This is a genomic window from Reyranella sp. (assembly GCF_044224635.1).
GTDB lineage: Bacteria > Pseudomonadota > Alphaproteobacteria > Reyranellales > Reyranellaceae > Reyranella.
On record NZ_JBGAKA010000012.1, the window covers coordinates 92,742 to 118,225 of the forward strand.

The 25,484-nt window shown below is 63.8% G+C and carries 23 protein-coding genes and 2 pseudogenes; 5 read left to right on the top strand and 20 right to left on the bottom strand.

What is annotated here, in order from left to right:
• Window positions 1–772: 772 nt before the first annotated feature.
• A pseudogene (locus ACILR9_RS13495) lies at window positions 773–1,645 on the top strand (IS1380 family transposase); the annotation flags it as partial.
• 312 nt (window positions 1,646–1,957) lie between these two features.
• Here ACILR9_RS13495 and ACILR9_RS13500 read toward each other — a convergent pair.
• From ACILR9_RS13500 to ACILR9_RS13555, 12 genes and pseudogenes are all read right to left on the bottom strand, one after another.
• Window positions 1,958–2,695 carry a cytochrome c biogenesis CcdA family protein gene (locus ACILR9_RS13500; protein ID WP_395710449.1) on the bottom strand — a complete coding sequence of 246 codons (738 nt, stop codon included), beginning with the start codon at window positions 2,693–2,695 and terminating at the stop codon, window positions 1,958–1,960.
• Window positions 2,692–3,444 (bottom strand): DsbA family protein, encoded by a 753-nt coding sequence (locus tag ACILR9_RS13505; protein ID WP_395710450.1) that lies wholly within the window; start codon window positions 3,442–3,444, stop codon window positions 2,692–2,694. The genes ACILR9_RS13500 and ACILR9_RS13505 overlap by 4 nt, the downstream gene beginning before the upstream one ends.
• A gap of 64 nt (window positions 3,445–3,508) precedes the next feature.
• Window positions 3,509–4,060: pseudogene (locus tag ACILR9_RS13510) on the bottom strand (SCO family protein); the annotation flags it as partial.
• A gap of 199 nt (window positions 4,061–4,259) precedes the next feature.
• A complete protein-coding gene (locus ACILR9_RS13515; protein WP_395710451.1) occupies window positions 4,260–4,502 on the bottom strand; it encodes a hypothetical protein in 243 nt (80 codons plus the stop codon).
• Between the two features lie 15 nt (window positions 4,503–4,517).
• Entirely contained in the window at window positions 4,518–4,949 is a 432-nt protein-coding gene (locus tag ACILR9_RS13520; protein WP_395710452.1) for a hypothetical protein, read from the bottom strand.
• Between the two features lie 30 nt (window positions 4,950–4,979).
• Window positions 4,980–5,642, bottom strand: coding sequence for a peroxiredoxin (locus ACILR9_RS13525; protein ID WP_395710453.1), 663 nt, complete (start codon window positions 5,640–5,642; stop codon window positions 4,980–4,982).
• A 25-nt stretch (window positions 5,643–5,667) separates the two neighbouring features.
• Window positions 5,668–6,219 (bottom strand): TlpA family protein disulfide reductase, encoded by a 552-nt coding sequence (locus ACILR9_RS13530; RefSeq protein WP_395710454.1) that lies wholly within the window; start codon window positions 6,217–6,219, stop codon window positions 5,668–5,670.
• A gap of 33 nt (window positions 6,220–6,252) precedes the next feature.
• Window positions 6,253–6,696 (bottom strand): DUF411 domain-containing protein, encoded by a 444-nt coding sequence (locus ACILR9_RS13535; RefSeq protein ID WP_395710455.1) that lies wholly within the window; start codon window positions 6,694–6,696, stop codon window positions 6,253–6,255.
• Window positions 6,697–6,731: 35 nt separating this feature from the next.
• A complete protein-coding gene (locus ACILR9_RS13540) occupies window positions 6,732–7,430 on the bottom strand; it encodes a c-type cytochrome (protein WP_395710456.1) in 699 nt (232 codons plus the stop codon).
• A 14-nt stretch (window positions 7,431–7,444) separates the two neighbouring features.
• Window positions 7,445–8,860: a multicopper oxidase family protein gene (locus ACILR9_RS13545; protein ID WP_395710457.1), complete on the bottom strand. Its 1,416-nt coding sequence runs from the start codon at window positions 8,858–8,860 to the stop codon at window positions 7,445–7,447.
• Between the two features lie 139 nt (window positions 8,861–8,999).
• Window positions 9,000–9,269 (bottom strand): hypothetical protein, encoded by a 270-nt coding sequence (locus ACILR9_RS13550; protein WP_395710458.1) that lies wholly within the window; start codon window positions 9,267–9,269, stop codon window positions 9,000–9,002.
• A gap of 252 nt (window positions 9,270–9,521) precedes the next feature.
• Window positions 9,522–10,358, bottom strand: a complete 837-nt coding sequence (locus ACILR9_RS13555; protein ID WP_395710459.1) for a penicillin-binding transpeptidase domain-containing protein — start codon at window positions 10,356–10,358, stop codon at window positions 9,522–9,524.
• 891 nt (window positions 10,359–11,249) lie between these two features.
• On the opposite strand from ACILR9_RS13555, the gene ACILR9_RS13560 reads away from it, so the two are divergent.
• From ACILR9_RS13560 to ACILR9_RS13575, 4 genes are all read left to right on the top strand, one after another.
• Window positions 11,250–11,657, top strand: a complete 408-nt coding sequence (locus tag ACILR9_RS13560; protein ID WP_395710460.1) for a FixH family protein — start codon at window positions 11,250–11,252, stop codon at window positions 11,655–11,657.
• On the top strand, window positions 11,654–13,075 hold the full coding sequence (locus ACILR9_RS13565; protein ID WP_395710461.1) for an efflux RND transporter periplasmic adaptor subunit: 1,422 nt from the start codon (window positions 11,654–11,656) through the stop codon (window positions 13,073–13,075). Before ACILR9_RS13560 ends, ACILR9_RS13565 begins: the two co-directional genes overlap by 4 nt.
• Complete coding sequence (locus ACILR9_RS13570) at window positions 13,072–16,248, top strand: efflux RND transporter permease subunit (RefSeq protein ID WP_395710462.1); 3,177 nt, start codon at window positions 13,072–13,074, stop codon at window positions 16,246–16,248. The genes ACILR9_RS13565 and ACILR9_RS13570 overlap by 4 nt, the downstream gene beginning before the upstream one ends.
• A 303-nt stretch (window positions 16,249–16,551) precedes the next feature.
• Complete coding sequence (locus tag ACILR9_RS13575; protein WP_395710463.1) at window positions 16,552–17,604, top strand: IS701 family transposase; 1,053 nt, start codon at window positions 16,552–16,554, stop codon at window positions 17,602–17,604.
• Between the two features lie 144 nt (window positions 17,605–17,748).
• Here the strand turns inward: ACILR9_RS13575 and ACILR9_RS13580 are convergent, their stop codons facing one another.
• The 8 genes from ACILR9_RS13580 to ACILR9_RS13615 form a co-directional block, all read right to left on the bottom strand.
• On the bottom strand, window positions 17,749–18,366 hold the full coding sequence (locus ACILR9_RS13580) for a hypothetical protein (RefSeq protein ID WP_395710464.1): 618 nt from the start codon (window positions 18,364–18,366) through the stop codon (window positions 17,749–17,751).
• A 180-nt stretch (window positions 18,367–18,546) separates the two neighbouring features.
• Complete coding sequence (locus tag ACILR9_RS13585; protein WP_395710465.1) at window positions 18,547–19,200, bottom strand: hypothetical protein; 654 nt, start codon at window positions 19,198–19,200, stop codon at window positions 18,547–18,549.
• Between the two features lie 59 nt (window positions 19,201–19,259).
• Window positions 19,260–19,553 carry a hypothetical protein gene (locus ACILR9_RS13590; RefSeq protein ID WP_395710466.1) on the bottom strand — a complete coding sequence of 98 codons (294 nt, stop codon included), beginning with the start codon at window positions 19,551–19,553 and terminating at the stop codon, window positions 19,260–19,262.
• A 20-nt stretch (window positions 19,554–19,573) separates the two neighbouring features.
• A complete protein-coding gene (locus ACILR9_RS13595; RefSeq protein WP_395710467.1) occupies window positions 19,574–20,314 on the bottom strand; it encodes a hypothetical protein in 741 nt (246 codons plus the stop codon).
• Window positions 20,302–21,057: a terminase large subunit domain-containing protein gene (locus ACILR9_RS13600; RefSeq protein ID WP_395710468.1), complete on the bottom strand. Its 756-nt coding sequence runs from the start codon at window positions 21,055–21,057 to the stop codon at window positions 20,302–20,304. The genes ACILR9_RS13595 and ACILR9_RS13600 overlap by 13 nt, the downstream gene beginning before the upstream one ends.
• Window positions 21,054–21,674: a hypothetical protein gene (locus ACILR9_RS13605; protein ID WP_395710469.1), complete on the bottom strand. Its 621-nt coding sequence runs from the start codon at window positions 21,672–21,674 to the stop codon at window positions 21,054–21,056. Before ACILR9_RS13605 ends, ACILR9_RS13600 begins: the two co-directional genes overlap by 4 nt.
• 585 nt (window positions 21,675–22,259) lie before the next feature.
• Entirely contained in the window at window positions 22,260–24,578 is a 2,319-nt protein-coding gene (locus ACILR9_RS13610; protein WP_395710470.1) for a PriCT-2 domain-containing protein, read from the bottom strand.
• A complete protein-coding gene (locus ACILR9_RS13615) occupies window positions 24,575–24,901 on the bottom strand; it encodes a hypothetical protein (protein WP_395710471.1) in 327 nt (108 codons plus the stop codon). The genes ACILR9_RS13610 and ACILR9_RS13615 overlap by 4 nt, the downstream gene beginning before the upstream one ends.
• Window positions 24,902–25,484: the final 583 nt, after the last annotated feature.

Sequence of the window (25,484 nt, forward strand, 5' to 3'; positions counted from 1 at the left end):
TTGCAGGCCGACGTCCAGTCCAGCATACAATTCCATGGCAGACTCCCTTCCGTGGCAACGATCGTTTGGATCGTCGCACCAGGCTCCGAGGTGCCGCCACCGGGATTGTTCCCCACGGTCTCCTAGTCGAGCCTGATTAGAGGAGCCGTCCTAATCGGTGGGATGGTGGGATGACTCTGATCTTCTTGACCATCGTCGTCTCTCCTCTATAGCACGGAACGTCCTTCTTCTCTTCGCGGTCATGCGCCGTTCCCCGACAGCCGAGAGTCCCGGTGCGCCGTGCAGTCCTCCGCGCTCAGCGACGGGGTGGATTGGCTGCGGTCGTGCAGCGCTCGAACCGGCGCGGCGCATTTTTCCATCGGACTGACGGAGCATCATCACAGGCAATCGGGCGTGGTCCGAAGACACCACGAGGGCGTCGGCCACAGGCAACGTATGGCCTGCCCCGCTGCAAGCGATTTGCTCGATGGACATAACAGTCTGCGTCAACGTATTCGGCCTCGACATCAAATGTCCTGCCAAGATGGAGATCCGCACGCTCGGGTCCTGCTAAGATACGCGGCCTCAAAAGGGCCATTGCCTGACGACAGGTTTACCGAACGTCGATCGACTGTTGGGCCATCTATTCGCGCACCACTCGCAGATTCTTTGCCGCTCGATCGCGCTCCGACCGCTAGCCCGGAACTCTCACGGGTAAGAGGTGCATCGGAGTCCGGCCTCTGAGAAAGTTGTTTTGCGAGAACGACTTTCAGCGGAAGAGGAAAGAGCCCCGATGCCGACAGAGTGTATTGCGGACCTGTTTGGATTTGAAGCTGTGGAAAGGCGGCGAGTTGAGGCGTCATTCGACGGCGGTCGGATGACGTCGGACGCGGGGGCGCTGCTGCTGGGTCGGACGGCTCGAGCGATCGGGTTGATCGATCGGTTTGCGAGCTGCTTTGCCGACCACCGTGATCCGGCGCTGATCGAGCATGAGATTGCGACGCTGGTCGGTCAACGGGTCTACGGCATTGCGCTGGGCTACGAGGACCTTGTCGACCACGATCAGCTCCGCCATGACCCGGTGTTGGCGGCGCTGGGCGGCAAGCTCGAAGCCCGGCGGTCGAGCTGCGCGGCGCTGGCAGGCAAGAGCACGCTGAACCGGCTGGAGCTGAGCCGGGCAGAGCCTTCGCGGTACCACAAGATTGGTCATGACGGTGCGGCGATCGAGCGGCTGTTCGTCGAGCTGTTCCTGGAGGCCCATGCGACAGCGCCGTCGGAGATCGTGCTGGATCTCGACGCTACGGACGACCCGGTGCACGGCGAGCAGGAGGGCCGGTTCTTCCACGGCTACTATGGCGGCTACTGCTACCTGCCGCTGTACGTGTTCTGTGGCCGCCATCTTGTGGCGGCGAAGCTGAGGCCGGCCAATATCGACGGCTCGGCCGGGGCGCGCGAGGAGGTCGAGCGGATCGTCGGCCAGATCCGTGCCCGCTGGCCCGGGGTGCGGATCGTCCTGCGGGCCGATTCCGGCTTCGCTCGCGAAGCCCTGATGGCGTGGTGCGAGGCCCACGGCGTCGACTATCTGTTCGGCCTGGCGCGCAATGCGCGGCTGGTCTCGGAGATCGAGGCCGAGCTTGCCGAGGCTTCGGTCGAGAGTGTTGCCAGCGGACTGCGCGTCACAACCCGGCACGCCGTCGCGCACCATCCAGTTTTCATCGACCATCCTCGTTGCATGAAGGGCCGACTGCGAACGGCCATGTTTCAATCCAGGCTCACACTTTCCGCGCTCACTTGTGGCGACACCCGATCCACCCCCAATCGAGATCGCTGCTCGCCACCAGTGTCGACATTGCCGTCACCCCCGCGCCACTGAAAGGCGGCGGCTCGCGTTCGGCCGCCAGCGAGAAGCGCAATTTGACCGCGTCCTACTCGGACCACGCCACAACGCAACACCCGTACCGAGCCCTCCGACTGTCGGCTAGCCGATGTTAGCAAGTATCGGAAAGACATCGAGCAGCCAATAAGCGATGACCGTGAGCTGGCCGGTGATCATCGCGATTCCCATAAGCACCATGAGGCCGCCTGCCAGGATCTGCAGGACGCGCCCAAGCCGGCCCATCGCCTTGAGCCGTGCGGCCAGTTCATCGGTGAACAGTGCTGCCAGGACGAAGGGCACACCAAGGCCAAGAGAGTAGACAGCGAGCAACGAGACACCGCCCGCGACTGTCGCCGATGCAGCGCTAACCGTCAGCACGGCGCCCAATATCGGCCCGATGCACGGCGTCCATCCGAAGGCAAAGGCGAGGCCGAGCACGTAGGCGGAAGCCGGTTTGCCGCCGGCAACGGCGGGGTGCACGCGGAACTCCCGCTGCAGCCGGGGGAAGTTCGCCAGGCCGAGCATGAAGAGCCCGAAGAAGACGACGATCGAACCGCTGACGACGTTCAGTTCTTGCCGGTAAGAAAGGAGGAGCTGGCCGAGCGCGGTCGCGCTGGCACCCAGGATGAGGAATACGGTCGAGAAACCGAGCACGAAGCACATGCTCAGGCCCACTGCCGGCCATCGTCGCGCCATGACACCATTGGGCGAGGCGTCGACCGACGAGCCGGCAACGTAGGAGAGGTAGCCTGGAACGAGCGGCAGGACACAGGGCGACAGGAACGAGATGACCCCCGCCGCGAACGCGGTCGGCACCCCGATGTCGGAGATCTGGATCATAGCGGCGGTTCGGCGCGTGCCTTGTCGACGAGGCTCCGCAACGTCGCTGCATCGGTCGCACCGCGTAGAATGTGCTCTCCGATCACAAAGCCCGGTGTGCCGGCAATGCGCAGTGCCTGGGCCAGCTTCAGGTTGCGATCGATCGCCGACTGGATCTCGGCATCCGCCATGTCGGCCTTGAGGCGGGTCACGTCCAGTCCGACCTCGGCTGCGATGCGAAGGACGCCCGCTTCGTCGGCCGCGCCGCGCGCCTGCATGAGCGCCTCGTGGAAGGCGATATAACGGCCCTGCCGATGGGCCGCCAGCGCGGCCTTGGCGGCAAACACCGAATTCGGGCCGAGGATCGGGAACTCCATGTAGACGACGCGTAGCTTGGCGTCGCCGGTCACCGTTTCCTGCACGGCGCTCGCGACCTTGCGACAATAGGGGCAGTTGTAGTCGAAGAACTCGACCATCGTGACATCGCCGGCCGGATTGCCGCCGACTGGGCTGGCCGGGTCGCGGAACACCTCGTCGGCCCGCGACTTCAGCACTGCCTGCGCCTCGCCGTCTTCCGCAGCCCGCCGGCGCGTCTCAAGGCGCTGGACGGCTTCCATGATCACTTCGGGGTGCTTGAGCAAATAGTCGCGCACCCGCTGCTCGAATGCGTCGGACGCCATCTCGGTCGTCGCGTTCGAACCGACGCCACGGAATCCCGGATCCAACGCAAACCACGCGATGACGGCGCCCACTATGAGCAGCGGCGGCACGAGCCACGATCGTCGCCGTGAAAGGACGTTGCGAGAATCTGCATTCATGTCGTCTCTCCCGGCGTCAGAAGAATTCGCGGAGCCTTTCCCACAGGCCTTTTCTTGCCTGATGGTGCGAGCGCTCGATGTCATTGGTCAGGGCGTTGACCAAAAGCGTCAGGTTGACGGATGCGAACTCCAGACCGTGGAAGTTCGCCCGCCACCGCCCTTCCTTGTCGATCACGTGGGTGACGACGCCGTGCGTGAGCTGCCCGCTTTCGGCCCGGGTGAATTTGTGGCCATATGCCTCTACGAGTTTCCTGGTCAGATCGGGCGGCTGACCCGGCATCGTCGTCAGGAACACCCAGTTGGCGTCGTCCAATCCATGTGCCGACCCATTGGGGCGCAGGATTTCGGGCGTGTCGTGCTCGGGATCGGTGGAGACGCTGATGAACTGGACCATGCCCTTCATCGGCGTGCGATTGACCATCGCCTGGATCTCGGCGATCCGGTCGGCGTGCAGCGGGCAGACGTCGGGGCAGCCGGCGTAGATGAAATTCAGGATGACGACCTTGCCGCGGAAATCGGCGAGCCGGTAGACCTTCCCGCCCACGTCCTGCAACGTGAACTCCGGCGCCGGCTTGTCGACGGGCTGGAAATATTTCTCGTCTTGAAGAAGCTTCGCCTGAAGTTCTTCGAGCGAAGAAGCGCGCGGTCGCTGTGAGCACCGCCGCCGTGACGAAGACGAGGATCCAGCCGATGATCGAGCGCATTTTCACTCCTGGCATGTGGAGACAGGATCCGCCGCGCGGTTGGCGCGGCGGATCGATGCCGCACTATTGCTTCTCTTTTGTCTGGTCGCCCGACGGCTGGGTGCTGTTGCGCCATTGCTCGTTGGGCTTGCCGGAGGCGCCCTGCATCATGCGGTTGCAGTGGTCCATCATTTCGCCCATCTGCCCCATCATGTTCATCATCCCCGAGCCGCCCATCATGGAGCCTCCCTCCTTGCGGGGACTCGTGGTGTCATCGTGCGCCTGAAGCGCCGACGGCACGGAGAGCGCCACGGCCACGGCAAACATGGATCTACGCATCGGTCAGTCTCCTTTCCTGTTGGATTTCAGTCGCCCGCCCACCATCGCCGCCTCGACGAAAGCGGTCTGCGGATCGCTGGCGCCGCTTGCGGTCGAGATGACGGGCGGGATTTCACGCGCCGGGACCGGCGTCTCGTCCGCCCCGCTGCCTCGTGATGTCGGTGGTGCGGACGTGTCCGTCGAACAGGAACGTCCGCCCATGCGGTGCATGCAGAGGCCCAGCGCGCACATGGCCACGCAGGGCAGCGCCGTCAGCAGCACCGGCAGGATGCCGGCCGCCACCAGCCAGCTCCAGTTGAAGGCCAGGCCGGCGGCCACGGCGACGACGCCGACGACAATGATGCCCCGTCGGCCGCCAAGGTAGTGACGCGCGATGTCGAGTATGTCGCGGGTCAGCGAGGTGTCGGGATTGCGGGTGGGATTCGACTCAGTCATGGGCGGGACTCCTTTCGGGATTCGCAGCCGTCATGCGCGCGGCTGCGGCACGATCCGCAGATATGGCTTGGGTGCCTTCCATCCGCCGGGGAACTTCTTCCGGGCGTCCTCGTCGGAAACCGTGGGAACGATGATCACGTCCTCACCCGGCTTCCAGTTCACCGGTGTCGCCACCTGGTGCTTCGCCGTCAGCTGGATCGAGTCCAGCACCCGCAGCACCTCGTCGAAGTTGCGGCCGGTGCTCATCGGATAGGTCAGCGACATCCTGATCTTCTTGTCGGGGCCGACCAGGAACACCGTGCGCACGGTCGCATTCTGGGCCGGCGTGCGGCCCTGTGACGTCGCGCCGGCCTCCGCCGGCAGCATGTCGTAGAGCTTGGCGACCTTCAGTTCGGGATCGCCAATCATCGGGTAGTTCACAGCGTGGCCCTGGGTCTCCTCGATGTCCTTCGCCCATCTGCTGTGGTCGTCGACGGGATCGACACTCAGTCCGACGATCTTGCAGTTGCGCTTGTCGAATTCCCTCTTCAGGCCCGCCATGTAGCCCAGCTCGGTCGTGCATACCGGCGTGAAGTCCTTGGGATGCGAGAACAGGATCGCCCAGCCTTCGCCGATCCAGTCGTGGAAGGTGATCCGGCCGTGCGTCGTCTCGGCCGTGAAGTCGGGCGCTTCGTCGTTGATCCTGAGTGGCATGATCTTTCCTCCAGTTGTCGGTCCGTTACGGTCTGTCGTGCTGCTGGTCGATGCGCCGGCGGATGAAGGCGATCATCTCCGGCGTATCCCATTCGGCGGGGCCGACGAGCCGACCGATCTCGCGGCCCGCGCGGTCGATCAGCAACGTGGTCGGCACGCCGACGGCGCCGAGTTCGCGCGCCGCCTTGCCGCTGCTGTCGATGTGCATGGCGAGGTTCTTGATGCCGATCTCGCCGTAGAACTTGCGCATGACGTCCAGTCCCTTCCGGTCGGCCGACAGGGCGATGACCTGGAAGTCCGCACCGCCGAGCGCGCCCTGCAGCCGATCGAAGGTCGGCATTTCCCTGCGGCAGGGCAGGCACCATGTCGCCCAGACATTGAGTAGCACGACCTTGCCGCGGAAATCCGTGAGCGCGGCGTTGCGGCCCTCGCCATCCATGAACCTGACGTCGGGCAGCGCCTTAGGCGGATCGACGAGGGCGAAGTTCGGCTCGGCAGTGGCTGCAGCCGCTGGCAGTGCAGCCAGCAACAGCGGCAGGAGCACGGCCCTCATGGCGACATCGGCTATCTGGGGCATTGCACATGGCTCCATCGATGGTTCGTCGCTCGATCATTCCTTCGCGTAGACGGTCGGCGCGCCGCCGCCCTTGGGCAGGGCGTAGACGACGAACGGGACGGTCTTCGTGCCCACCATACCAGGCGAGCCGGCCGGCATGCCGGGCAACGTGATGCCCGCGATCTGCGGGCGCTCCGCCAGCAGCCGAAGCACGATGTCGACCGGGACGTGACCGTCGATCACGTAACCGTCGATGAACATCGAATGGCAGCCTTGAAGCCGCTCCGGCACGCCCGCATTCTTGCTGATCGTGGCGTGGTCGTGGGTCGGCTTGACGGCGACTTCGAAGCCATTGCCGCGCAGATAGCCGGCATAGCCTTCGCAGCAGCCACATTGCGGGTTCTTGTACAGGATCGCCTTGCGGGTCTCCTCGGCACGTACCGCGGCGGCGCCGGTCATCAGGATGGAGGCGAGAGCAAGAAGCAGAATACGACGCATGGACTGGGTTCCTTTCCCTGGGTGCCTCATTCCGTTCAGCATTCTTCCTCGACGAATCGTTTGATCTCCTCGACGCTGGCGAAGATCACCGAGACGCGGTCGCCCTGCATGCCGGCGCCGGTGACGACCGGCTTGCCCGGCGCCGGGCCGGTGGCGCGCGTGTCGAGTTTCAGGCGCACATTCATCTCCCAAAACGGCGTGGTGGCGCCGTCGGCCGTGGAGATGAAATAGCTGTCGCCGCAGTGGCGGACGGCCGTTACGCGGGCTTGGTCGGGCGCCGATGCAAGGGGCCGGGATCGTGGTCCGCGGGCAAAGGCGGCCGGCAGGAGACCCTGCTCAACGACTCGCTTGTCGCGTTCCGGCGCCATGGCGAGCTTCAGGAAGGCGACGATGTCGGCGCGTTGCTGCTCGTCCTCGATGCCGCGGAAACTCATGTAGGTGTCCGGCACCACGACCTGCGGATCGGCGACCCAGGCGAAGAGCATTTCGGCGGTCCACGTGAAGTCGGCCGATTTCAGCCCCTTCGAGTAGCGCGCGAAGCCCGTGGTCTTCCCGGCCGGCCTGTCCCACAGCCCCGCCAGGCTCGGTCCGCTCAGGTGGACGCCCGGTTCGAGCGAATGGCAGGCGACGCAGCTCCGATAAAGCTGCGCGCCGCGCTTGGTGTCGCCGTCGGCCGCCTGGGCCAGGCTCACGGCGGCGAGGAAGGCGACAAGGGAAGACGAGGCCAGCCGCATATACGTTCCTCCCATCATCCTTTTCCCCCCTTGCCGACGCGCAGGACCGCCATCAGGCCGGCCGTCTGGTGGTCGGTGACGTGGCAATGCACCATCCAGTCGCCGGGGTTGTCGGCGACGAACGCCACGTCGACGGTTTGCCTGGGCTCGACGAACACGGTGTCGGCCCATTGATTGAAGGGAACGGGCACCCCATTGCGGCTGAGCACGCGGAAGCTGTGTCCGTGCAGGTGGATGGGATGCGGCCATGCGGTGTCGTTGCGCAGGCCGAGCACGTAGCTGCGGCCCAACATGAGCGTCGTCAGCGGCGGCATGCCGGCATGCCCGTCGCCGGTCATCGAGGCGCCGTTGATCGCCCAGGCGGCGCGGCCCATCCCCATCATTCCGCCGCCGCCCATCATGCCACCCTGCAGCACGAGCTCGCGACGCTCCGCGGCCCCGAGATCGGGCTCGGGCAGCGGATTGCGCGGCAGACGGATCGGCGCTTCGAGAGGATGCGGGCGCACTGGCGCCGCCGCGTCGTAGGCGAGATGGACCAACGAGTACTCGAGGTCCTCGTCGTAATCGTCGACCACGCGGTAGCGCCGGCCAGGGTCGCCCTGCATGTCGAGCACGATGTCGATTCGCATCGCCGGCCCGAGCAGCAGGCGGCCGTCCTTCGGTTCATGCGGATCGCAAGGCTGGCCGTCGACGGCCACGACGACCGGGCGGTGACCTTCGAAACGCAGCGCCATGATACGCGCGAGCGCGGCATTGAGCAGGCGGAGGCGCACGCGTTCGCCCGCGCGAACCCGTTCATCGGGCGGTACGACACCGTTGATGGTGACGGTGTTGCCGATGCGCCCGGCCATGGCCGCTTCCATCCGGTTGCCGAATCCGGCGGCGATCTGCCCATCGGACTTGAGCCGCCAGTCCATGATCGTCCAGAGGAGTTCGCGGTCGACGGCCACTGGCGAGCGTTCCTCGACGATCAGCGCGCCGGCCAATCCCCGACCGAGCTGCTGCAGCGCGTTGGCGTGCGGGTGGTACCAGAAGGTGCCGGCGTCGGGTGGCGTGAACTCGTAGACGAAGCTCTCGCCGGGGCGGATCGGCGGCTGTGAGATGCCGGGCACGCCGTCCATGCCGATCGGCAATCGGATGCCGTGCCAGTGAACCGTGGTGTCATCGTCGAGGCGGTTCTCGACGACGATCGAGGCCGGCTCACCCTGGCGGAGGTGCAGCGTAGGCCCCGGCACGCTGCCGCCGTAGGCCCAGACGTCGGTCGCGCGCCGCCGCGGCCCGGTCAGCGACGCCTGCCCCGGAGCGGCGACGATCCGATGGCTTTGGTTCGCCCGCGCCGGGCCCGGGCGCACCACGCCCAGCAAGGCCGCCCCGGCGCTCGCCGAGAGCAACGCGCGCCGCTTCAACAATCCGATATGATCGGTACCCACAGCTCGATCCCTCCGCAACCATCGTCGATGGAGGTGCACCGTGGCGCCAGACAACGGAGAATCTGAACGAACTCAGCCAGCCGCCATCGTGCACGTGCACGCACCACTTGCCTGGTCAGCCGCGCTGCGGCGACCAGGTTCAGCCGAGAGTGCTGGGTCTGGGTGGGTAAGGATCAGGCGCATGCGCCCAGCCGACGAGCAGCGGCTGGGCCTGAACCGGCAAGTCGAGCCCGTCGATCCGGACGGCGACGACAGGTGTCAACGCCAGGGTCGCAACGCCTGAAGTGCCGCAGAGGGCAAGGCGGCAGTCCATTGCCTTCATGTCGCGGCTGCCGTGGTCGCAGTCCGGGCATTTGACGTCGTTGGCGGCAACGCCCATGGCCGACGCCATGGTCATCCTGACTGCCATATCCGTCGCCTGGACTGCTGAAACGCTCATGCTCGCAGCAAACACCAGCCCCAGAATCGAGGTGAATGTCCGTCGCAGCCAAAAGCGAATCATATGCCACAGGATGGGGATTTATTTCCGGACTGCAAGCCCTATCCCATCACGGGGCTGTGATCTTACGACGCGTGTCGAAGCGATGCTAGTGTTCCCCGACGATCGTACCAGCCATTGCGGGTGTTTCAGCCGTCGCGTCGAGTATCGAATTCACCGCGATTACCGGGCGCGGCGAGATGGATCGACTTTCTGCACTTGAAGCAGGATGTCGCGAACGATAGGTGCAGCGGTGCGCGAGCCGCCCATCCCGTGCTCCACGACCACAGCGCAGGCGTAGCGCGGACTGGCGACCGGCGCGTACGCGCAGAATAGGGCATGATGACGCAAATGCCAGGGCAACTGTTCCTGTGACACTTTGCGGTCTCGCTCGGCCTCGGTCATCCGTTTGACCTGCGACGTACCGGTTTTGCCGGCCATCGCCATGCCTTGTTCCACGATGCGCGATGCGAAGGCTGTGCCGCTCGGGCTATTGACCACCAGATCCATGCCGTTTCGGATCGCACGCAGATTTTCCACGCGGAAGGACAGGCTTGGGGTCGCTGGAGTCGACTGCACCGGCAGCGACCTGACCGGAGCGCGCGCCCCGGTAGTGGCTGCAGTCAGATGCGGCTTGACTTCGTAGCCACCGTTGCCGATGCGCGCCGCCATGACCGCAAGCTGTAGCGGCGTCGCCAGCATGTCCCCTTGGCCGATGCCGAGATTGTAGGTGTTGCCGATCGTCCATGGCCTGCCCGTACGTGCCAGCGTCCAGCCGGGCGTCGGCAGAAAGCCAGGCGATTCTTCGGGCAACCCGACATCCGTGAGCTTGCCAAAACCTAGTTTCGCCGCAGCTTGGACGATCTGGCCGACACCGGCGCGCTTTGCTGCCTCATAGAAGAATACGTCACAGGAATGCTGCAAGGCCTCGGTGACGTTGATGGCCGCCACCGCCAAGCTGCCGACTACGACGGTCAATGCCGCAACAGACATGCCGCTTTCCGCTGCTGCCTCCTTCAATGATTTCTCCTTGAGCTCAACAGCCGGTTCGCTGCGCGTTGTCCCGGCGATAGGCCTTCGACGGCTTGCCGCAGTGCACGTTGACCGGATTTCTCTTCATGCAAGTTCGTTTGAGGCGCCGGAAAGGCTTCATGCTCCATGCCGAGGGCCTCTTTCCGTAACTTGTACGCCCGAGACGACGCAGCCGGTCGACGATGCGGCGGTTACGTGATTCAAGCCTTCTCGGTGGCAAGGATGGGTTAAATTGCGGCAGAAGCCGCAAGCGTGGCTCGCTTTCTGATCGGCGTGCGAATCCTCTTGGAACATTGGACAGGTTGACCATCCGGCACTATTTCCGACGCTGGAAGCTTGTGGCAATCCGCCTCCAGCGCGCAGCTTCCCATAGAAGTGCTCCTATGGCATTGTCCAACTTATGAAAGTCGGCGTGTGGCTCCGCACGGTGCTTCCGATCCTTGCGATCGTGGGGCTTATTGCCGGCCCGTTCGTCACGATGAGCGTGTCGATGATAGCGGCTGCATCGACAATGTCCGGAATGCCGGACGACATGCCGTGCTGCCCGCCCGAGAAACCCACCATTCCAGACTGCCAGAAGGCCTGCCCGTTGACGACAACGTGTATGGCGAAGTGCTTCTCAATCACGCCGCTGCTTTCGGGTGTGGCTTACGTTCATTGGGAGCAGAGTGAGGTTATCCGCCCTGGCAGCGACGTCGCGGGTGACGCGCTCGCGGTAGAGCCTCCCGCCCGACCTCCGCGAACCTAGAACATCGCCGGCGTTTGCACGCCGGCTCGCGCCGCTCCAGCGAGGCTCGGGCGGTTAAGAGCGCGTGGCCATAGGCCGCGCAACGCCGGGCCGTGTGCACGGTGCTCCGATGCATCTGGGATGTCCAAACCATGACGACCTTTCATACCAAGCGCGCCGTAATGGCGGCGCTCGCCGCCGCGCTCTCCGTATCGGCTCTCTCGACGGCGCGCGCCGACATTGCCGACTATGAATTTCGTCTCGTTCAGGCGAATCTAAAGCAAGGCGACGGTGCGATGATCTCTGTCCGGCTCGTCGACAAGCGGACGGGCAAGGCGGTTCCGGACGCGGTCATCTTCGCCATGCGGATCGATATGGCGCCTGACGGCATGCCGACCATGACCGCTCCGATCGAGGCCCTGCCGTCGACCGAACCCGGCATCTACCGTTTCAAAACTAACCTGACGATGGAGGGCGGCTGGCAGCTCTCGCTGGGGGCCAAGATTCAAGGTGAGACGGGCACGCTTCAGAACAAGTTGATCCTGAGGGCCGTGCCATGAAACGGATTGTCCTCACAGGCCTCGCCTTGGCCGCCGTTGTGGCGGCGGGGATCGGAGGCAATTGGGCAGGTGTCCGGGGTCTTCCCGCGCCTGGCGTCGGCGCATGGTTCGGTGTCGAACCTACGCTTGCGGCTGTTGAGCCAGCCGGCACCGGTATGGTGATCTACTATCAGGATCCCGACGGCAAGCCCTTCTATTCGGCGACCCCGCGCCAGACCGAGGACGGTCGGGCTTTCCGCGCCGTTCGCACCAGCGAGGACGTAAGTTTCGAGGTCAAACCGCCGGCCAGGGCTGAGGCGACCGTCCCGGCAGGCGCGCGGCGCATCCTCTATTACCGCAACCCAATGGGCCTGCCCGACACCTCGCCCACGCCGAAAAAGGATTCCATGGGGATGGACTATATCCCCGTCTACGAGGGAGAGGACGACGGCGGCTCGGTCGTGAAGGTGTCCCCCGGCAGGCTGCAGCGCACCGGCGTCCGGTCGGAGCTGGTCGAGCGGCGCGCCGTCGGCCGGCTAGTGCGGGTGCCGGGAACGGTTCAGCTCGACGAGCGTCGCATCTCGGTGGTCGCAACGCGGAGCGACGCCTTCGTCAACGAGGTGGCGAACGTGACGACAGGCGACCAGGTGACAAAGGGTCAGGTGCTCCTCCGGCTCTATTCACCTGACATCGCCGCAGCGGGCGCTCAGTTTCTCACCGACCTCAATATCGGCGGCCGCGACGGCGCAGTCGGCGGTGCCCGCCAGCGCCTCGAAAACCTAGGGCTGTCATCTCGGGTGATTGGCGAGATCGAGCGGACGCGCAAGGTCCCACTATCGGTGACGTGGCACGCACCACGCGATGGCATTGTGCTCGAGCGCAATGTCGTCGACGGCATGAAAGCCGCCCCCGGGGAGGTGCTTTTCCGTATTGCCGACATCTCGAATATCTGGGTGCTTGCGGATGTGCCGGAGTTTGACCTCGGTGTCGTCCGACTTGGCGCTCCGGCGACGATTCAGGTGCGAAGCCTGCCTGGGCGCAGGTTCGAAGGGCACGTGTCGCTGATCTATCCGCAAGTGGGCGAGGCGACGCGGGCCACAAGGGTACGCATCGAGATCGCGAAGCCCGGCGGCGTGCTGCTTCCTAACATGTATGCCGATGTGGAGATCGGCACCGGCGGCGTGCTGCCGGTGGTCGCCGTTCCGGACGACGCCATCATAGACACAGGCACTCGGCAGGTAGTGATCCTTGATCGGGGGGAAGGCAAATTTGAACCGCGTGTGGTCAAAGTCGGACTCCGCGGCGGTGGTTTCACCGAAATCCGCGAAGGGATTGCCGCGGGCGACCGCGTCGTCGTGGCGGCGAACTTCTTGATCGACGCTGAGAGCAATCTGAAGGCCGCGCTGCGCAGCCTGGCAACTCCGGAGGCGCAGCCATGATCGCCCGTCTCATTGGATGGTCCGCCCGCAATCTCGTGCTCGTCTTCGTCGGCACGATCTTCGCTGTCGCGGCCGGTGCCTATGCGCTGAAGACGCTACCGCTCGACGCCATCCCCGATCTCTCCGACGTGCAGGTGATCGTCTATACCGACTATCCTGGTCAAGCGCCGCAGGTCGTGGAGGACCAGGTCACCTATCCCCTCACGACGTCCATGCTGACGGTGCCGAAATCGAAGGTGGTGCGCGGCTTCTCCTTCTTCGGCGTCTCCTTCGTCTATGTGATCTTCGAGGACGGCACCGATCCCTATTGGGCGAGAAGCCGAGTGCTGGAATACCTCAATGCGGCCGCGCAGCGCCTGCCAGCTGGCGTGACGCCGACTCTTGGACCGGATGCCACCGGCGTCGGCTGGGTCTACCAGTACGCCGTTGTCGCCAAGGAGATGACACTCGCCGAGCTCCGCTCGCTGCAGGATTGGGTGATCCGCTTCGGCGCGTCCAAAGCAGAGGGCGTCGCCGAGGTCGCCAGCGTCGGGGGCTTCGTGAAGCGATATTCGATCGTGGTTGATCCGAATCGGTTGCGTGCGCTAGGCATTTCGCTCGATAGAGTGCGCGAGGCCGTCAAGGGGAGCAATGCCGACGTCGGTGGACGCACTGTCGAGCTCTCCGAATTTGAGTTTATGATACGCGGCCGCGGCTATCTTCGCGGCGTTGCCGACATCGAGAACGTGGTGCTGAAGACCGACCGGGGCGTACCCCTGCGGGTGAAGGATGTTGCCCGTGTCGAGGTCGGACCGGACGAGCGGCGCGGCATCACCGAGCTGAACGGTGAAGGCGAGGTGGCGAGCGGCATCGTGCTGCAGCGCTTCGGTGCCAACGCGCTGAGCGTGATCGAGAACGTCAAGGCGCGGCTCATGGAGATTGGGTCGAGCCTGCCCAAGGGCGTCGAGCTCGTGCCGGTCTACGACCGATCCGAGCTGATCGACCGGGCGATCGAAACGCTGATGGGCACGCTGATCGAGGAGAGCATCATCGTTGCCCTGGTCTGCGTCGTGTTCCTGCTACATGTGCGTAGCGCGCTCGTCGCCATCTTGATGCTGCCGGTCGGCATCCTGATGGCGTTCGCGGCGATGAAAGTCATCGGACTCGGGTCCAACATCATGAGCCTCGGCGGCATCGCCATCGCCGTCGGTGCTATGATCGACGCCGCGATCGTCATGATCGAGAACGCTCACAAGCATTTGGAGCGCGCTCCGCCTGACAAGCCGCGTGTCGAGACCCTGATCGAGGCGGCGAGCGAGGTCGGCCCCGCACTGTTCTTCAGCCTGCTGGTCATCACCGTCTCGTTCCTGCCCATCTTCACGCTGGAATCGCAGGAAGGGCGGATGTTTGGTCCGCTTGCCTTCACCAAGACATTCGCCATGGCGGCGGCGGCACTCCTTTCGGTGACGCTGGTGCCGGCCTTGATGGTCGTCTTTGTGCGCGGGCGGATCGTTGCCGAGCACCGGAACCCGATCAACCGCTTCCTGATCTGGATCTACAGGCCGATAATCCGTGGTGTTCTCAAAGCGAAAATCCTGACCATCCTCATCGCCCTCGTCGTGCTGGGCGTCACCGTCTGGCCAGCGCGGCAGCTCGGCTCCGAGTTCATGCCGAGCCTCGATGAGGGAACGCTGATGTATATGCCGACAACATTGCCGGGGATTTCCGTCACCAAGGCGGCCGAACTCCTGCAAATGCAGGATAGGATCATCAAGAGCTTTCCGGAGGTCGTCTCGGTTTACGGCAAAGCGGGGCGCGCGCTCACCGCGACCGATCCGGCGCCGATCGAGATGTTCGAGACCATCATCAATCTGAAGCCGAAGAGCGAATGGCGGCCGCAGGTCACGATCGACAGTCTAAAAGCGGAGCTGGACCAGGCGCTGCAGTTCCCTGGCGTCTCAAACGCCTGGACCATGCCGATCCGCGCTCGGATCGATATGCTCGCGACCGGCATCCGAACGCCGGTCGGCGTCAAGGTGTTCGGCCAGGATCTGGCGCAGATGGAGCAGACCGCCCGCGAGATCGAGCGGGTGCTGCGGTCCGTAGCGGGGACTTCGAGCGCCTACGCGGAGCGGGTGATCGGCGGTTACTATCTCGACATCGTGCCGGATCGGGATGTGCTTGGCCGCTATAATTTGGCCATTGCCGACGTTCAACGGGTGATCGCGAGCGCGCTCGGCGCAGAGACCGTGACGACCACGGTCGAAGGTCGTGAGCGCTACGGAGTCGCGATTCGATATCCGCGCGACTTCCGGAGCGATCCGCAGGCAATCGCTCACGACGTGCAGGTGCCGTTGCCGGGCGGCGGCACGGTGCCGCTCGGCGAGGTTGCCAAGGTGGAGCTCACACGTGGAGCGACCTCGATCCGGACCGAGAACGGCAAGCTCGCGGTTTATGTCTTCGTCGACATCACCGGCCGCGACCTCGGCGGCTATGTCGCCGAGGCGCAGCGAGCCGTGGCGAATGAGGTGAAGCTGCCGCCCGGCACCTACGTCTCGTGGAGCGGTCAGTTCGAGTACCTGCAGCGCGCCGAGGCACGGCTGAAGATCGTCGTGCCGGTGACGTTGCTCGTCATCTTCCTGCTGCTTTATCTCAATTTTCGAGCGCTCACTGAAACACTCATCGTCATGCTTTCGCTGCCCTTCGCTTTGGTCGGCGGAATCTGGCTGATGTGGTGGCTCGGCTTCAACATGTCCGTAGCAGTGGCGGTCGGCTTTATCGCGCTCGCAGGCGTCGCCGCCGAGACCGGCGTTATCATGCTGATCTATCTTCAGCAGGCGATGGCGGAGGTCAAATCGGAGCGGACCCGACAAGGTCGAGCCTTCACGCGCGCCGCCCTTTACGAGGCGATCATGCTTGGTGCCGTCGAGCGTGTGCGGCCGAAGATGATGACGGTCGTTGCCATCATGGCGGGCTTGGTTCCGATCCTGTGGAGCGCGGGCGCTGGCTCAGAGGTGATGCAGCGGATCGCGGTACCGATGATCGGCGGCATGGTGTCCTCGACGGTCCTGACGCTGATCGTGATTCCGGCGGTCTACGGGCTGGTGAAGGGCTGGCGACTGCCGCGCAGGGCGGCGGACGACGACGTTACGAGCGGACCGGAACCAGCCGAACTCAAGGCCGTCGCCGAATGAGCGACCGATTCGACGAGATGGGAGGAACGCGATAGGGCATGGGCTTCGCCGGCCTGATCGGCGCTAGTCTTACTGAGTCAGAAAGCCACAGGGTAGCGGTTTAGGAGCTGAGGTATTTTTTGGAAGATTCATTTTCAGCGAACGAGGGCTGGGATGGGTCTTTGAACGAGAAGCAGCGAAGGTCGGTTTTCGGCTTATGTCGAAGGGCCTGTGAGTGTGATCGGCCATGCCGATCGGGCTTAGCCACTGCGTGATTATTGCGCTGGGCTGTTGACGCCCGGCGAGCGCAAGAGCGTGGAGCCGATGGCGGCAGTGACGGCGCCGCATCGGACGGCGGCCCAGCATCAGTCGCTGTTGCATTTTGCCGGCGAAGGTCGGTGGTCGGACGAGAGAGTGCTGGCGAAGGTCCGGCAGACGGTTCTGCCTGCGATCGAGCGGCACAGGCCGATCGAGGCCTGGATCATCGACGACACGGGCTTCCCCAAGAAGGGCAAACATTCGGTGGGGGTGGCTCGGCAGTATTGCGGCCAGCTGGGCAAGCAGGACAACTGCCAAGTCGCGGTGTCGCTGTCGCTGGCCAATGCCGACGCGAGCCTGCCGGTGGCCTCCCGGCTGTATCTTCCGCAGGCTTGGGCCAATGACGCGGCTCGCCGCAACAAGGCTGGTGTGCCGGAAGAGATCGGCTTTCAGACCAAGGTCGAGATCGCGCTCGATCAGATCCGGGCCGCCAACGCGGCGGGCCTGCCGCGTGGAGCTGTGCTGATGGATGCGGGATATGGACCCATAGCGATCTGCGCACCGCCATCACGACGCTTGGCCTGCCCTATGTCGCCGGCATTCTGTCGAACACCACGGTGTGGGCGGCCGACCACGTGCCTGCGCCGCGACGCCGAACATCAGCCGGTCAGGGTCAAAGACCTTGCGTTCAGCCTGCCGACCGGAGCATGGCGGACGATCACTTGGCGAGAGGGCACGAATGAGCCGCTCAAGTCGTGCTTTGCGCGGCTGCGCATCCGGTCGAACAGCAAATGGGCGAAAATGCTCTTGTCCAGCATCTTCAGCATGGTGTGCGGTTGGACGCGCGCTCGGATAGTCGCCTACCGTGCTGCGGGCCAAGCGCGTGCTGCGCGCGATCGCCCGCTCGCTCAGTCCTTCGGCCTTGAGCCGCAATATCTCCCTGACACAACGCATCGGCACTCTCTCGGCTGGCATCGGCTCTCCCCTGCTGCAACCCCGGGGGTGGCCGACTTCCCTCGGATTCCACACTCCGATAGGCAAATTCTTCCAAAGCGCACCCAGCTCCCATTGGATAGATTAGAGTGCTATGGGGTAAATGTAGTACTCATTTTCATCTGACGTGGCCCGCCATTATCTGCCCATAAAATCCCAATTTCACTGGGATTTTTAAGAAGACGTCGCGGTCAGTGCACAAGAGAGTGCACAGACAAGCCCCAGCGGTCTCGGTCTTTGCCTTAGCCGGTTGAGCCCGTACGAGAGAGACTACTTGATCCCGAAGAACGAGCTGCCTACGCCGATTAGAAATCCCCCAAACATCTTCACAATGTTGTCGGCGGTCTCGAGGGCTCGGCGATTCTCATCCTTGTCCTTCATGAACACCAAGATGGCTAAGGCAAAGAAGAACGCTAGAACAATTGTCACGAACACCACTTTAATTAACAGCGCGGCAAGCTCTGGCGCCCCTTGGGGGGAAACTTGAGCGAGGGCGGGGGCGATAAGCAGATCAATCAAGGATTGCTGGTTGTGGCGAATCAACCGGTCGTATGCTGTCCATCCCACCAGAGTTCCAGCGAGGAGTCCGTATACGGCAACGACGGCACGGTAACCGATCTTGATGTGGCGAAATTGTCGGTTTATATCCGCAAGTTCGACGTCCACTTTGCGGATAGTTTCCTGAAGCCGCGCCTGTATCTCGGTTGGAGCGCCCATTTCCCGAAGCGATTCGAATCTGACCTGAACTTCGGATCGCTTCTTTCGAATGGCCTCTATCCTGCGCGTCGTCTCCCTAACACGACCGGTCTGGTACGCGAGCATCAGCGAGGCGACCAAGAAGATCACCCACCAAACAAGCAACGCACTTCCCTGAAACATTGCTTCCATTGCGCCTCTCCCAGAGCAGGTCCCAGAGCACCCCGGCCCGGGGCGCGCCCAACCTCCCGCACGTCTTGGGCGCGATTCGCGCTTGCAGCGCTACCAGCATTTCCGCCCCGAGGGATGATGCCGCGTGAATAAGCGGACTGCAACGCGCGGAGAGGTGGACGAACTGAAGCGGCCTCCCCCCTAAGCCGCCACCGCCGCCTGCGCCATCTGCTCGAGGCTGTCGGCCTCGACGAAGTCGACGAGGTCAGCCATCGACTGCAACACCGTCTCTTCGATGAGGACCGCAAACGCCTCCTGCTCACCGAGGGACCGCAGCGCATCGGGCACGCCCTTCGCCGCAGGGTCGGCTTCGATCAGCACGGCGCGCGCGTGCTCGTGCATCTCGGCCGGCAAGCCGCTGAGATAGGCCGGACCGGCACCGATCGCCCGCAGCGTCGTGGCATCTTTCGCCTCGATCGCAGTCCTGACGGCGGCAAGGCGCTCCGGCGACGCCAGCGTCGCGAAATGCCGACGAATCTCCCCGGCCAGCAGGGCATCGGCGGCGTCGCTGTAGGAGAAGACCTTCGCCGCGTTCTTCATCAGGTCGGCGCGAGTCGCGGCGGCGAGCGTGCGAGCCTGTTGCAATGCCTCGACGGCAGGGCCGAGCGTGGCCTTCGCGTGCCGCGCCGAGCGCACCGTGCGGGCCGCAGGGGTCGTCGTCAGGTCGCCCATGATCCGGTGGTGCGCCTCGGATGCGCTCGCGTATGCATCGGCGAGGCGGGTCAGGGCCGCCGCGAGGGCACTGTTGCCGGCGGGCTGGCGGTCCATCATCTGGCGGATGCCGATGGTCGGCATCGGCGACGGGCTGTGGCTGCGGCGAGGGAAAGCGAGAGAGGGCATCGGGGACTCCTTGTTCAAACTGTCTTGGGAAAGCTTTTGAAGCGCTCGCCGACCATCACGGCGACGAGGAAGCGGCTGCATTGCTGTTCGATCTCGCGGCCGATGTTGGAAATCATCAGGTCGGAATGGCCGTGCGCGCGGCGCAGGGCGTCGAGCTTCGAAAGGAAGCGCGCACGAATGCCTGGGGTGCCCGACGCGCCATGAAGGGCGGCGTAGCGCAATTCGTACGACAACAGGTGGTCGAGGGCGGCAAGCTCGGCGGCCAGCTGCTGCGGCAGCGCGAGGGCGTCGTTCTTCGACGTGGGCATCGGTGGCATAGGATGCGTGGTCATGGCGAGGGTCCATTCCGGAGTGATGTCCAGCGGCCGGACAAGGGCGACGGCTCTTGCCCCGGAGGCAGTTTCCCAACGGCGCGACCGGACATCCCCGGCTTTCGCTTGGGCAGCCCGACGCACGTCCACAACCCAATGGCGAGAGCCAACACGATATCGTCATGGGCTCCGACGCGTGCCTCGAATTGGTAACGACCCGCTGCGGAAACTTTGCGGCGCAGGTCCTTCAATTCTTCGGCGAGTGGGCCGGCTTCCGTAAGCTCGGCAGCAACGCGAAGGGAGCCCGAATGCAAGGCCGCGTCCAAGGTCGATATCAACAGGCTCTTTGCGACGTGCCATCCGCCGCGGTTCGGGCTGAAGCTCTCACCGGTCGTGATCGAGACGCGCACAGGCTTGAGCCCAGAATCATTCAGCAAATCACAGACGGGGCGCCCGACTCCGGTTTCGTCGGCGACTAGCGTGCAGCCCGAATTCAGCGGATGACGAGCCAGGAGTTTCTGCAGCTCCGCAACCTGAGCCGGATAGCTGAAGCCGAGCGGGAGCCGCTGTAGGTGCCTGACGTCCACGACCTCGCCAGCGGCAAAGACCTTGCCATCGAAGCGGACGTGCTTGACCACGCGATGCTGAAGCACAGCGATGGCCGTGGGGTCTTGTGCCTGCCCCAGGTCGACGCTTAGGCACCACTGTTCGGTGACAAGCTCGCGATGATGCGGAGGGAGCGGAGCTATTGCGGCCATAGGGGCGTAACCTCGCTCGTGAACGCTGCGGCGATGACTTCATTGGGGAAGACTTGCGAATCGTCGGCCACGAACTCGCACAGGTATTCCTGATTGAAGACGGACGGCCCCAGCAGCCGCTTCTCCTCCTCAAGGAACTCCGCACTGATCCGAGGGCATTCCGTTACCGGCACGCGCACGCGCTCCCAGCCATCGCCCCCGTTCGCCCATTGCTCATAGAACCACCCGACCATCCCGCGGGGCGTTGAGAGAGCGACCATTTCACCATCGCTCACCGCCAACATTGGCCTGCATGCGGCGATGATCTCATCGGGAATGCGTGACGCTTCGTCGAGGATCAGCAGCGCAACCTTGCTGAAGCCACGGATCGTGCCTTCCGATGAAGGTAGGCTGATTATGCGCGAGCCGGTCGACAGTTCGACGCGATGAACACTTTGGTTCACGATCGAAGGCAACCCGCTGACGCGCGAGTGAAGGGCGGCGACCGTGCGGATAGTCTCTGCTGCCTGCCTCATTGCAGGGGCAATCACGAGGACGGGTGCCCCCGGCTCCTCGCACGCGTGAGCGATCGCCTTGACGCCAGCCGTCAGCGACTTGCCGCCCTGCCGATGCACGTTCCAAAGCTGGCGCTTGCTCGACGACGTCGCGGCTCGTTGCTGCCACGCGTCCGGCTGATAGCTCGCATCGGCGAACCAACGCCCACGATCGAGTGCGCGCGCAAGGTCGGACGCCATCGACGTCATTGCGCGGCCTCCGGGACGTGTTCGATCACCAGCGGTGCGGTGGGCGTTGGGGCGGCGACTGTCGCGCGGGCAGTGATGTCGGCCGCGGCTTCGCTTTCGAGGGCAGCGAGCGCGGTACCGACTGCACGGGCAGCGTCGGGGAACGGGCGGAGAGCCGTGATCAAGACCTGCCTGAGCTTCAAGTAATCGGCGCTGACCAGCACGCTCGTGTGGGTGACCGTGTGATGCTGAGCGAGCGTGCCGAGCAACTTGCCGACCGTCTCCAAGTTGCTGAGGATCGTGCGCTCGGCGGCAACAGCCCCGGCAGTGTTGCCGACCGACAGCGCGAAGTCGGCATGCTGCTGAAGTCGCGCGCGCTGCGAGATCAGCTGGCCGAGCAGACCTTCGGCTTCGCTCGTGCGAAGTGCAGAAAGATCCACGTCGGTCGGCTTGCGGTTCGCGAGGATCGCGGCTCGGGTCGCGGCGGACAAGTGGTTCTGCGCGTGCCGCTGCAGAGCGTCGGGGCTGCATTCGTAGCGCGCGGCGAGAGCCCGGTGCGGAACGCCATAGGTCAGGCCGACTTCCAGAAGGTGCCGCTTTGGGTGGCGACAGATGGAGCAGCGGACGACTTGGGGCATCGGTACTCTCGGCAACCGCGGAAACGTGATGCGGAAGCCCGGAAGGGGAGGGGCCTTGCGCACGAATTTGTGCACTCGGATGATCTACGCTCGTTGAAAGTCAGGTGAATTGGCGCAAATCAGGGTGCGATTGGATAGAGTGTATAGAATTCGAACTGCGCCATCTACAGTTGTCTGCCGCACGGAGGGTGCGGAAGGTATCGAAGTCCGGCGCGGTTGGACGCGAGGGATGCATGTCGTCGCCGTGCACTGGATGCACTGGATGCACTGATTTTCTATTGCTCTTCTTTTTCCCCCTTCATCCCCTATTGCAACAATGATGAAGAAAGTCAGATTCAGAGAGACGAGAAGAGGATTTAGAGAGCAATAGAAAATCAGTGCATCCAGTGCATCCAGTGCAGCGAACGGCAGTTTCCGACCGTAGTTCACCCCCTGCGACGAACAATCCCTCGATGCGGCGCCTAGCAGACATCTGCAGCGGGTTGCAGTTTCTCTGCCACAACCGGTGCCGCCTGCGCCGAAGCCCGCTCAAATCCAAGATTTCCCGGCCTAGCGGCGGTCACGGCTAGAGCCGGCCCGAGCGCCTCACCCGCAAGCTGCAGCCGTGCGCTCACTTGCAGTAGCCGTGCGCTGTCCTGAAGCATGAGCACTTGCGGCAGCGAGGCGAGCGCTTTCGGAAAGCTCTCGTTTGACGTAGATGGCTTGCCGAGCGCCATTGACCACGTACAGTCCGCTGGTGGCATCCGGATTGCGTACGCGGACGTAGCCGCAGTCTTTGAGTCGCCGCGGAATTGCGAGCCGGTTCCTCCGATCCTTGAGCCATTCGAAAAAACTGCCGATCGAGTTCGCGATAAGGTCTTCGATCGTCAGAGCTTCCGGGCGGCACGGTTCGCCTCGCTCGTTTCGCCCGACGCAGTCGAGCAGGTTGTCTAGCTCCGCACCCTCAGGGGAGCGGTTCGCGTCGACGACATCCCAGAATGCCTCTGTCTTGGGTGGCGGCGCCTTGGGGTTGAAGGAAGAAATATCGAGCTGTGCCAAGTATGCGGCAACGTGGCCGAAGCCGCCATTGTGATAGTAGGCATACAGCCCGTTCCAATAGGCTTCGTTGAAGTCGGCCGCAGTCAGCTCGCTCCACGCGACGTAGTGACGCCGATCGTCTGCCGGCAGATAGATTGCGTCCTTGTAATTGCTCGTGATGACTACGCCGCAGCAGTTCAAGACGCTGAACTTGCGCAAGTACTTGTCGTTGACCGTGAGCGTGGCAGGCGGCGAAGCCATGTAAACTTTGGTCGATTCGTAGAATTGAAAGCGGGTCTGATCCCCAAGGTCGTGCGCCTCACTAATCCGCAGGATGACGGCAGCGGCGAACGGGTTGAACGGCTCAAGCAGACTTGACGGCTTTTCATCCTTGAAGTTCCAGGGCCCGACGGCTTCTATCGCTGGTTCAAGTATCGTGTCCTTGCCGATGCCTGGATTTCCGGCGAGGTACAGTGCGTGGTTGATCTTGTCGCCGGGCTTCTGAACGCGATGCGCCAGCCACCGAATGATGTGGTCAGCATGCTGAGGAAAAACCTTTTGGACGAGGTCGACCCAACGCTGAGCCTCACGCGGATTGCCATGCCGGATCGTCGGCGGCTTGTAGCGATTGAAGCTCGTCACGCCCCGGCGTTCGATCACCCCGCCGTCAATCAGCAAGCGGTCTTTGATCAACTGCGGCTCGCCGGGGTGCCAGGTCATCTGTTCGACGGCTTGGTTTTGGTCGAGCCATTTGCTAGCGGCGAGCTTCACCTGTTTCCCATTTTCGCCAAGAAGGGGCGAGCCGTCAGCGTTGCAGAGACGGACGGGCGGAAGCCGCGCGTTGATGCTTGCCGCCGGCCACGGGTCGCCCGTTGGGGCGAAGAGATAGACGTGCTGCGGCATGTAGGCGTGGAAGTCATCGAACGTGACGCCGTCGCGCTCCCAGTTCGGATCGATGCGGCTTGCCATGTGAAACAGCGTGCCCGCCCCGATCTCGCTCGGTGGTGACCTAGAGATGGCCTCCCATCGCTCGCGGGTGTCTCGGGCGTTGTAGGTCGACGACTTCTGAGACCAGAGGTCGAAGGCGTCGAACCCCTCGTCACTGCCGCCGGTCGCGCCCCATGTCGCCATCGCGACCCGATTCCACTTCTCCCAATCGACGTTCTCGTCGTTCGGGATGATTTCGAGCGCACGAGCGACTCGGGCTGGGTCAGCCTGCGGCTCGCCGCTAGCCCGCACCTGAGGTGCCGCACGTTCGAACTCTGCCCCGTCGAAGGGCGGGTGGTCATTGATCTCGACAATCCGCGTACGGAAGGGCTCGCGCTTGCGATGGAAGAATCCCGGCAGCCGCATCACGCGCGGCAGGTCGTGGACGGCGCGGTCGCCATTGAAACGCTCGGCAAGGGCGCGCTGCACCGCTTCGAACTGATCGAGCGGCAAGTCTTTGACCAGCCAGTAAGCGTGCCACCGTCCGGGTGACGACTCGACGATGATGTGAGGCTTCTTGTCGAACACCCGAACCGGTTCGAGCGGTGCCCCGTCGAGGTCGACGAAGACGGCGCGCACGCGGACAATGTCGGCGGCGTGGCGCCCTCGGAGGTTGGTTTCGTTGATCGTCACGAACGCGCCCGCGCCTCGACTCGCGTCGTTGAAATAAGCGAGCGACGAACTCTCAAGCGATTCGTGGTAGACGTGCGCAAGTCGTGGGTCCTTGCGCTCGGCATTGTCATCGAAGGTCTGGAAGGTGAAGCATCGAGCGTCAGGGTCGAGGGCTTTCAGGAAGCGCCGTGCCTCTTCGGGCGAGCATGTCGCGAGGGCAGCGGCGCGATTTAGGGCGGCCGGATCGGGCAGGGTGGGCGCTTGAGAAGAATCGAACGGGGCACTCATGACACCCTCCGCTGCGGCCGAGGCAGTCCCCGCCCAAGAATGAAATTGACCATGATGCGCCTGACGCGCTGCCGCGTCGCCGGACACACCCAAGGCGGATTTCGATCATCGAAGAGGAACACCGTCGACTTGACGTCGAACCACTCCTCCGGGTCGGCCCAGTGGAAGACGTAGGAGCCAATCGCGCGGTAGAAGATTGGCCGATAGGCCCTGTTAAACACGACCTCGCGCCGATCCTTGGTGCGCCAGTAGCCGTAGAAGAGGTACGGCGCTTCCTTCTTGCGAAGCGACCAGTTCAGGCGCGCATGGGGGCAGACGGCCAAGCAACGTGGGGTTGCGCCATTCGCGTCAGGGGCGATAGTGTGAGGCTTCGCACAGAGTGTTTGGTTGAGAGCCCGATTAGTCGAAGCCGCGCCACGGCTTCGACTTTTCTTCGTATTCACGACGCCTCGCTTAGCGCCAAGCGCATCGGCCGGTGGCCTCGCGCCCCGATGCGAGGCAGGCTGTTCATGTAGCGCTCAACCGACTCGCGACTGATCAGCGTGCGGCGGCCGAACTTGCGGACGTCCAGCTGGTCCATGATTCGGTAGAGTCCGGAGCGGTTAAGGCCGGCGTAGGCGCAAGTGGTTGGGATGTCATTCCACGCGCCGACAACAAGGTCGAGGCGTTCGACGCGACGCGCAGTGCGCCGCTCGTGCCGATTTCGTGTAGGCATAGGTCACCTGCCCGCAGAAGCGGTCAATTCAATGGGAAGGAATTGAACCGGAGCGTCTCGTTACCCGAAAGGCGCTATCGGCAGGACCGCAGGAATCGAATTTACGTATGCGGTGGCTTCGCGTTTTGTGAGGGGACCGAAGCCGTGGAAAAGCCAACCTCTGGACCAGCACTATTTAGAGAAATAGAACG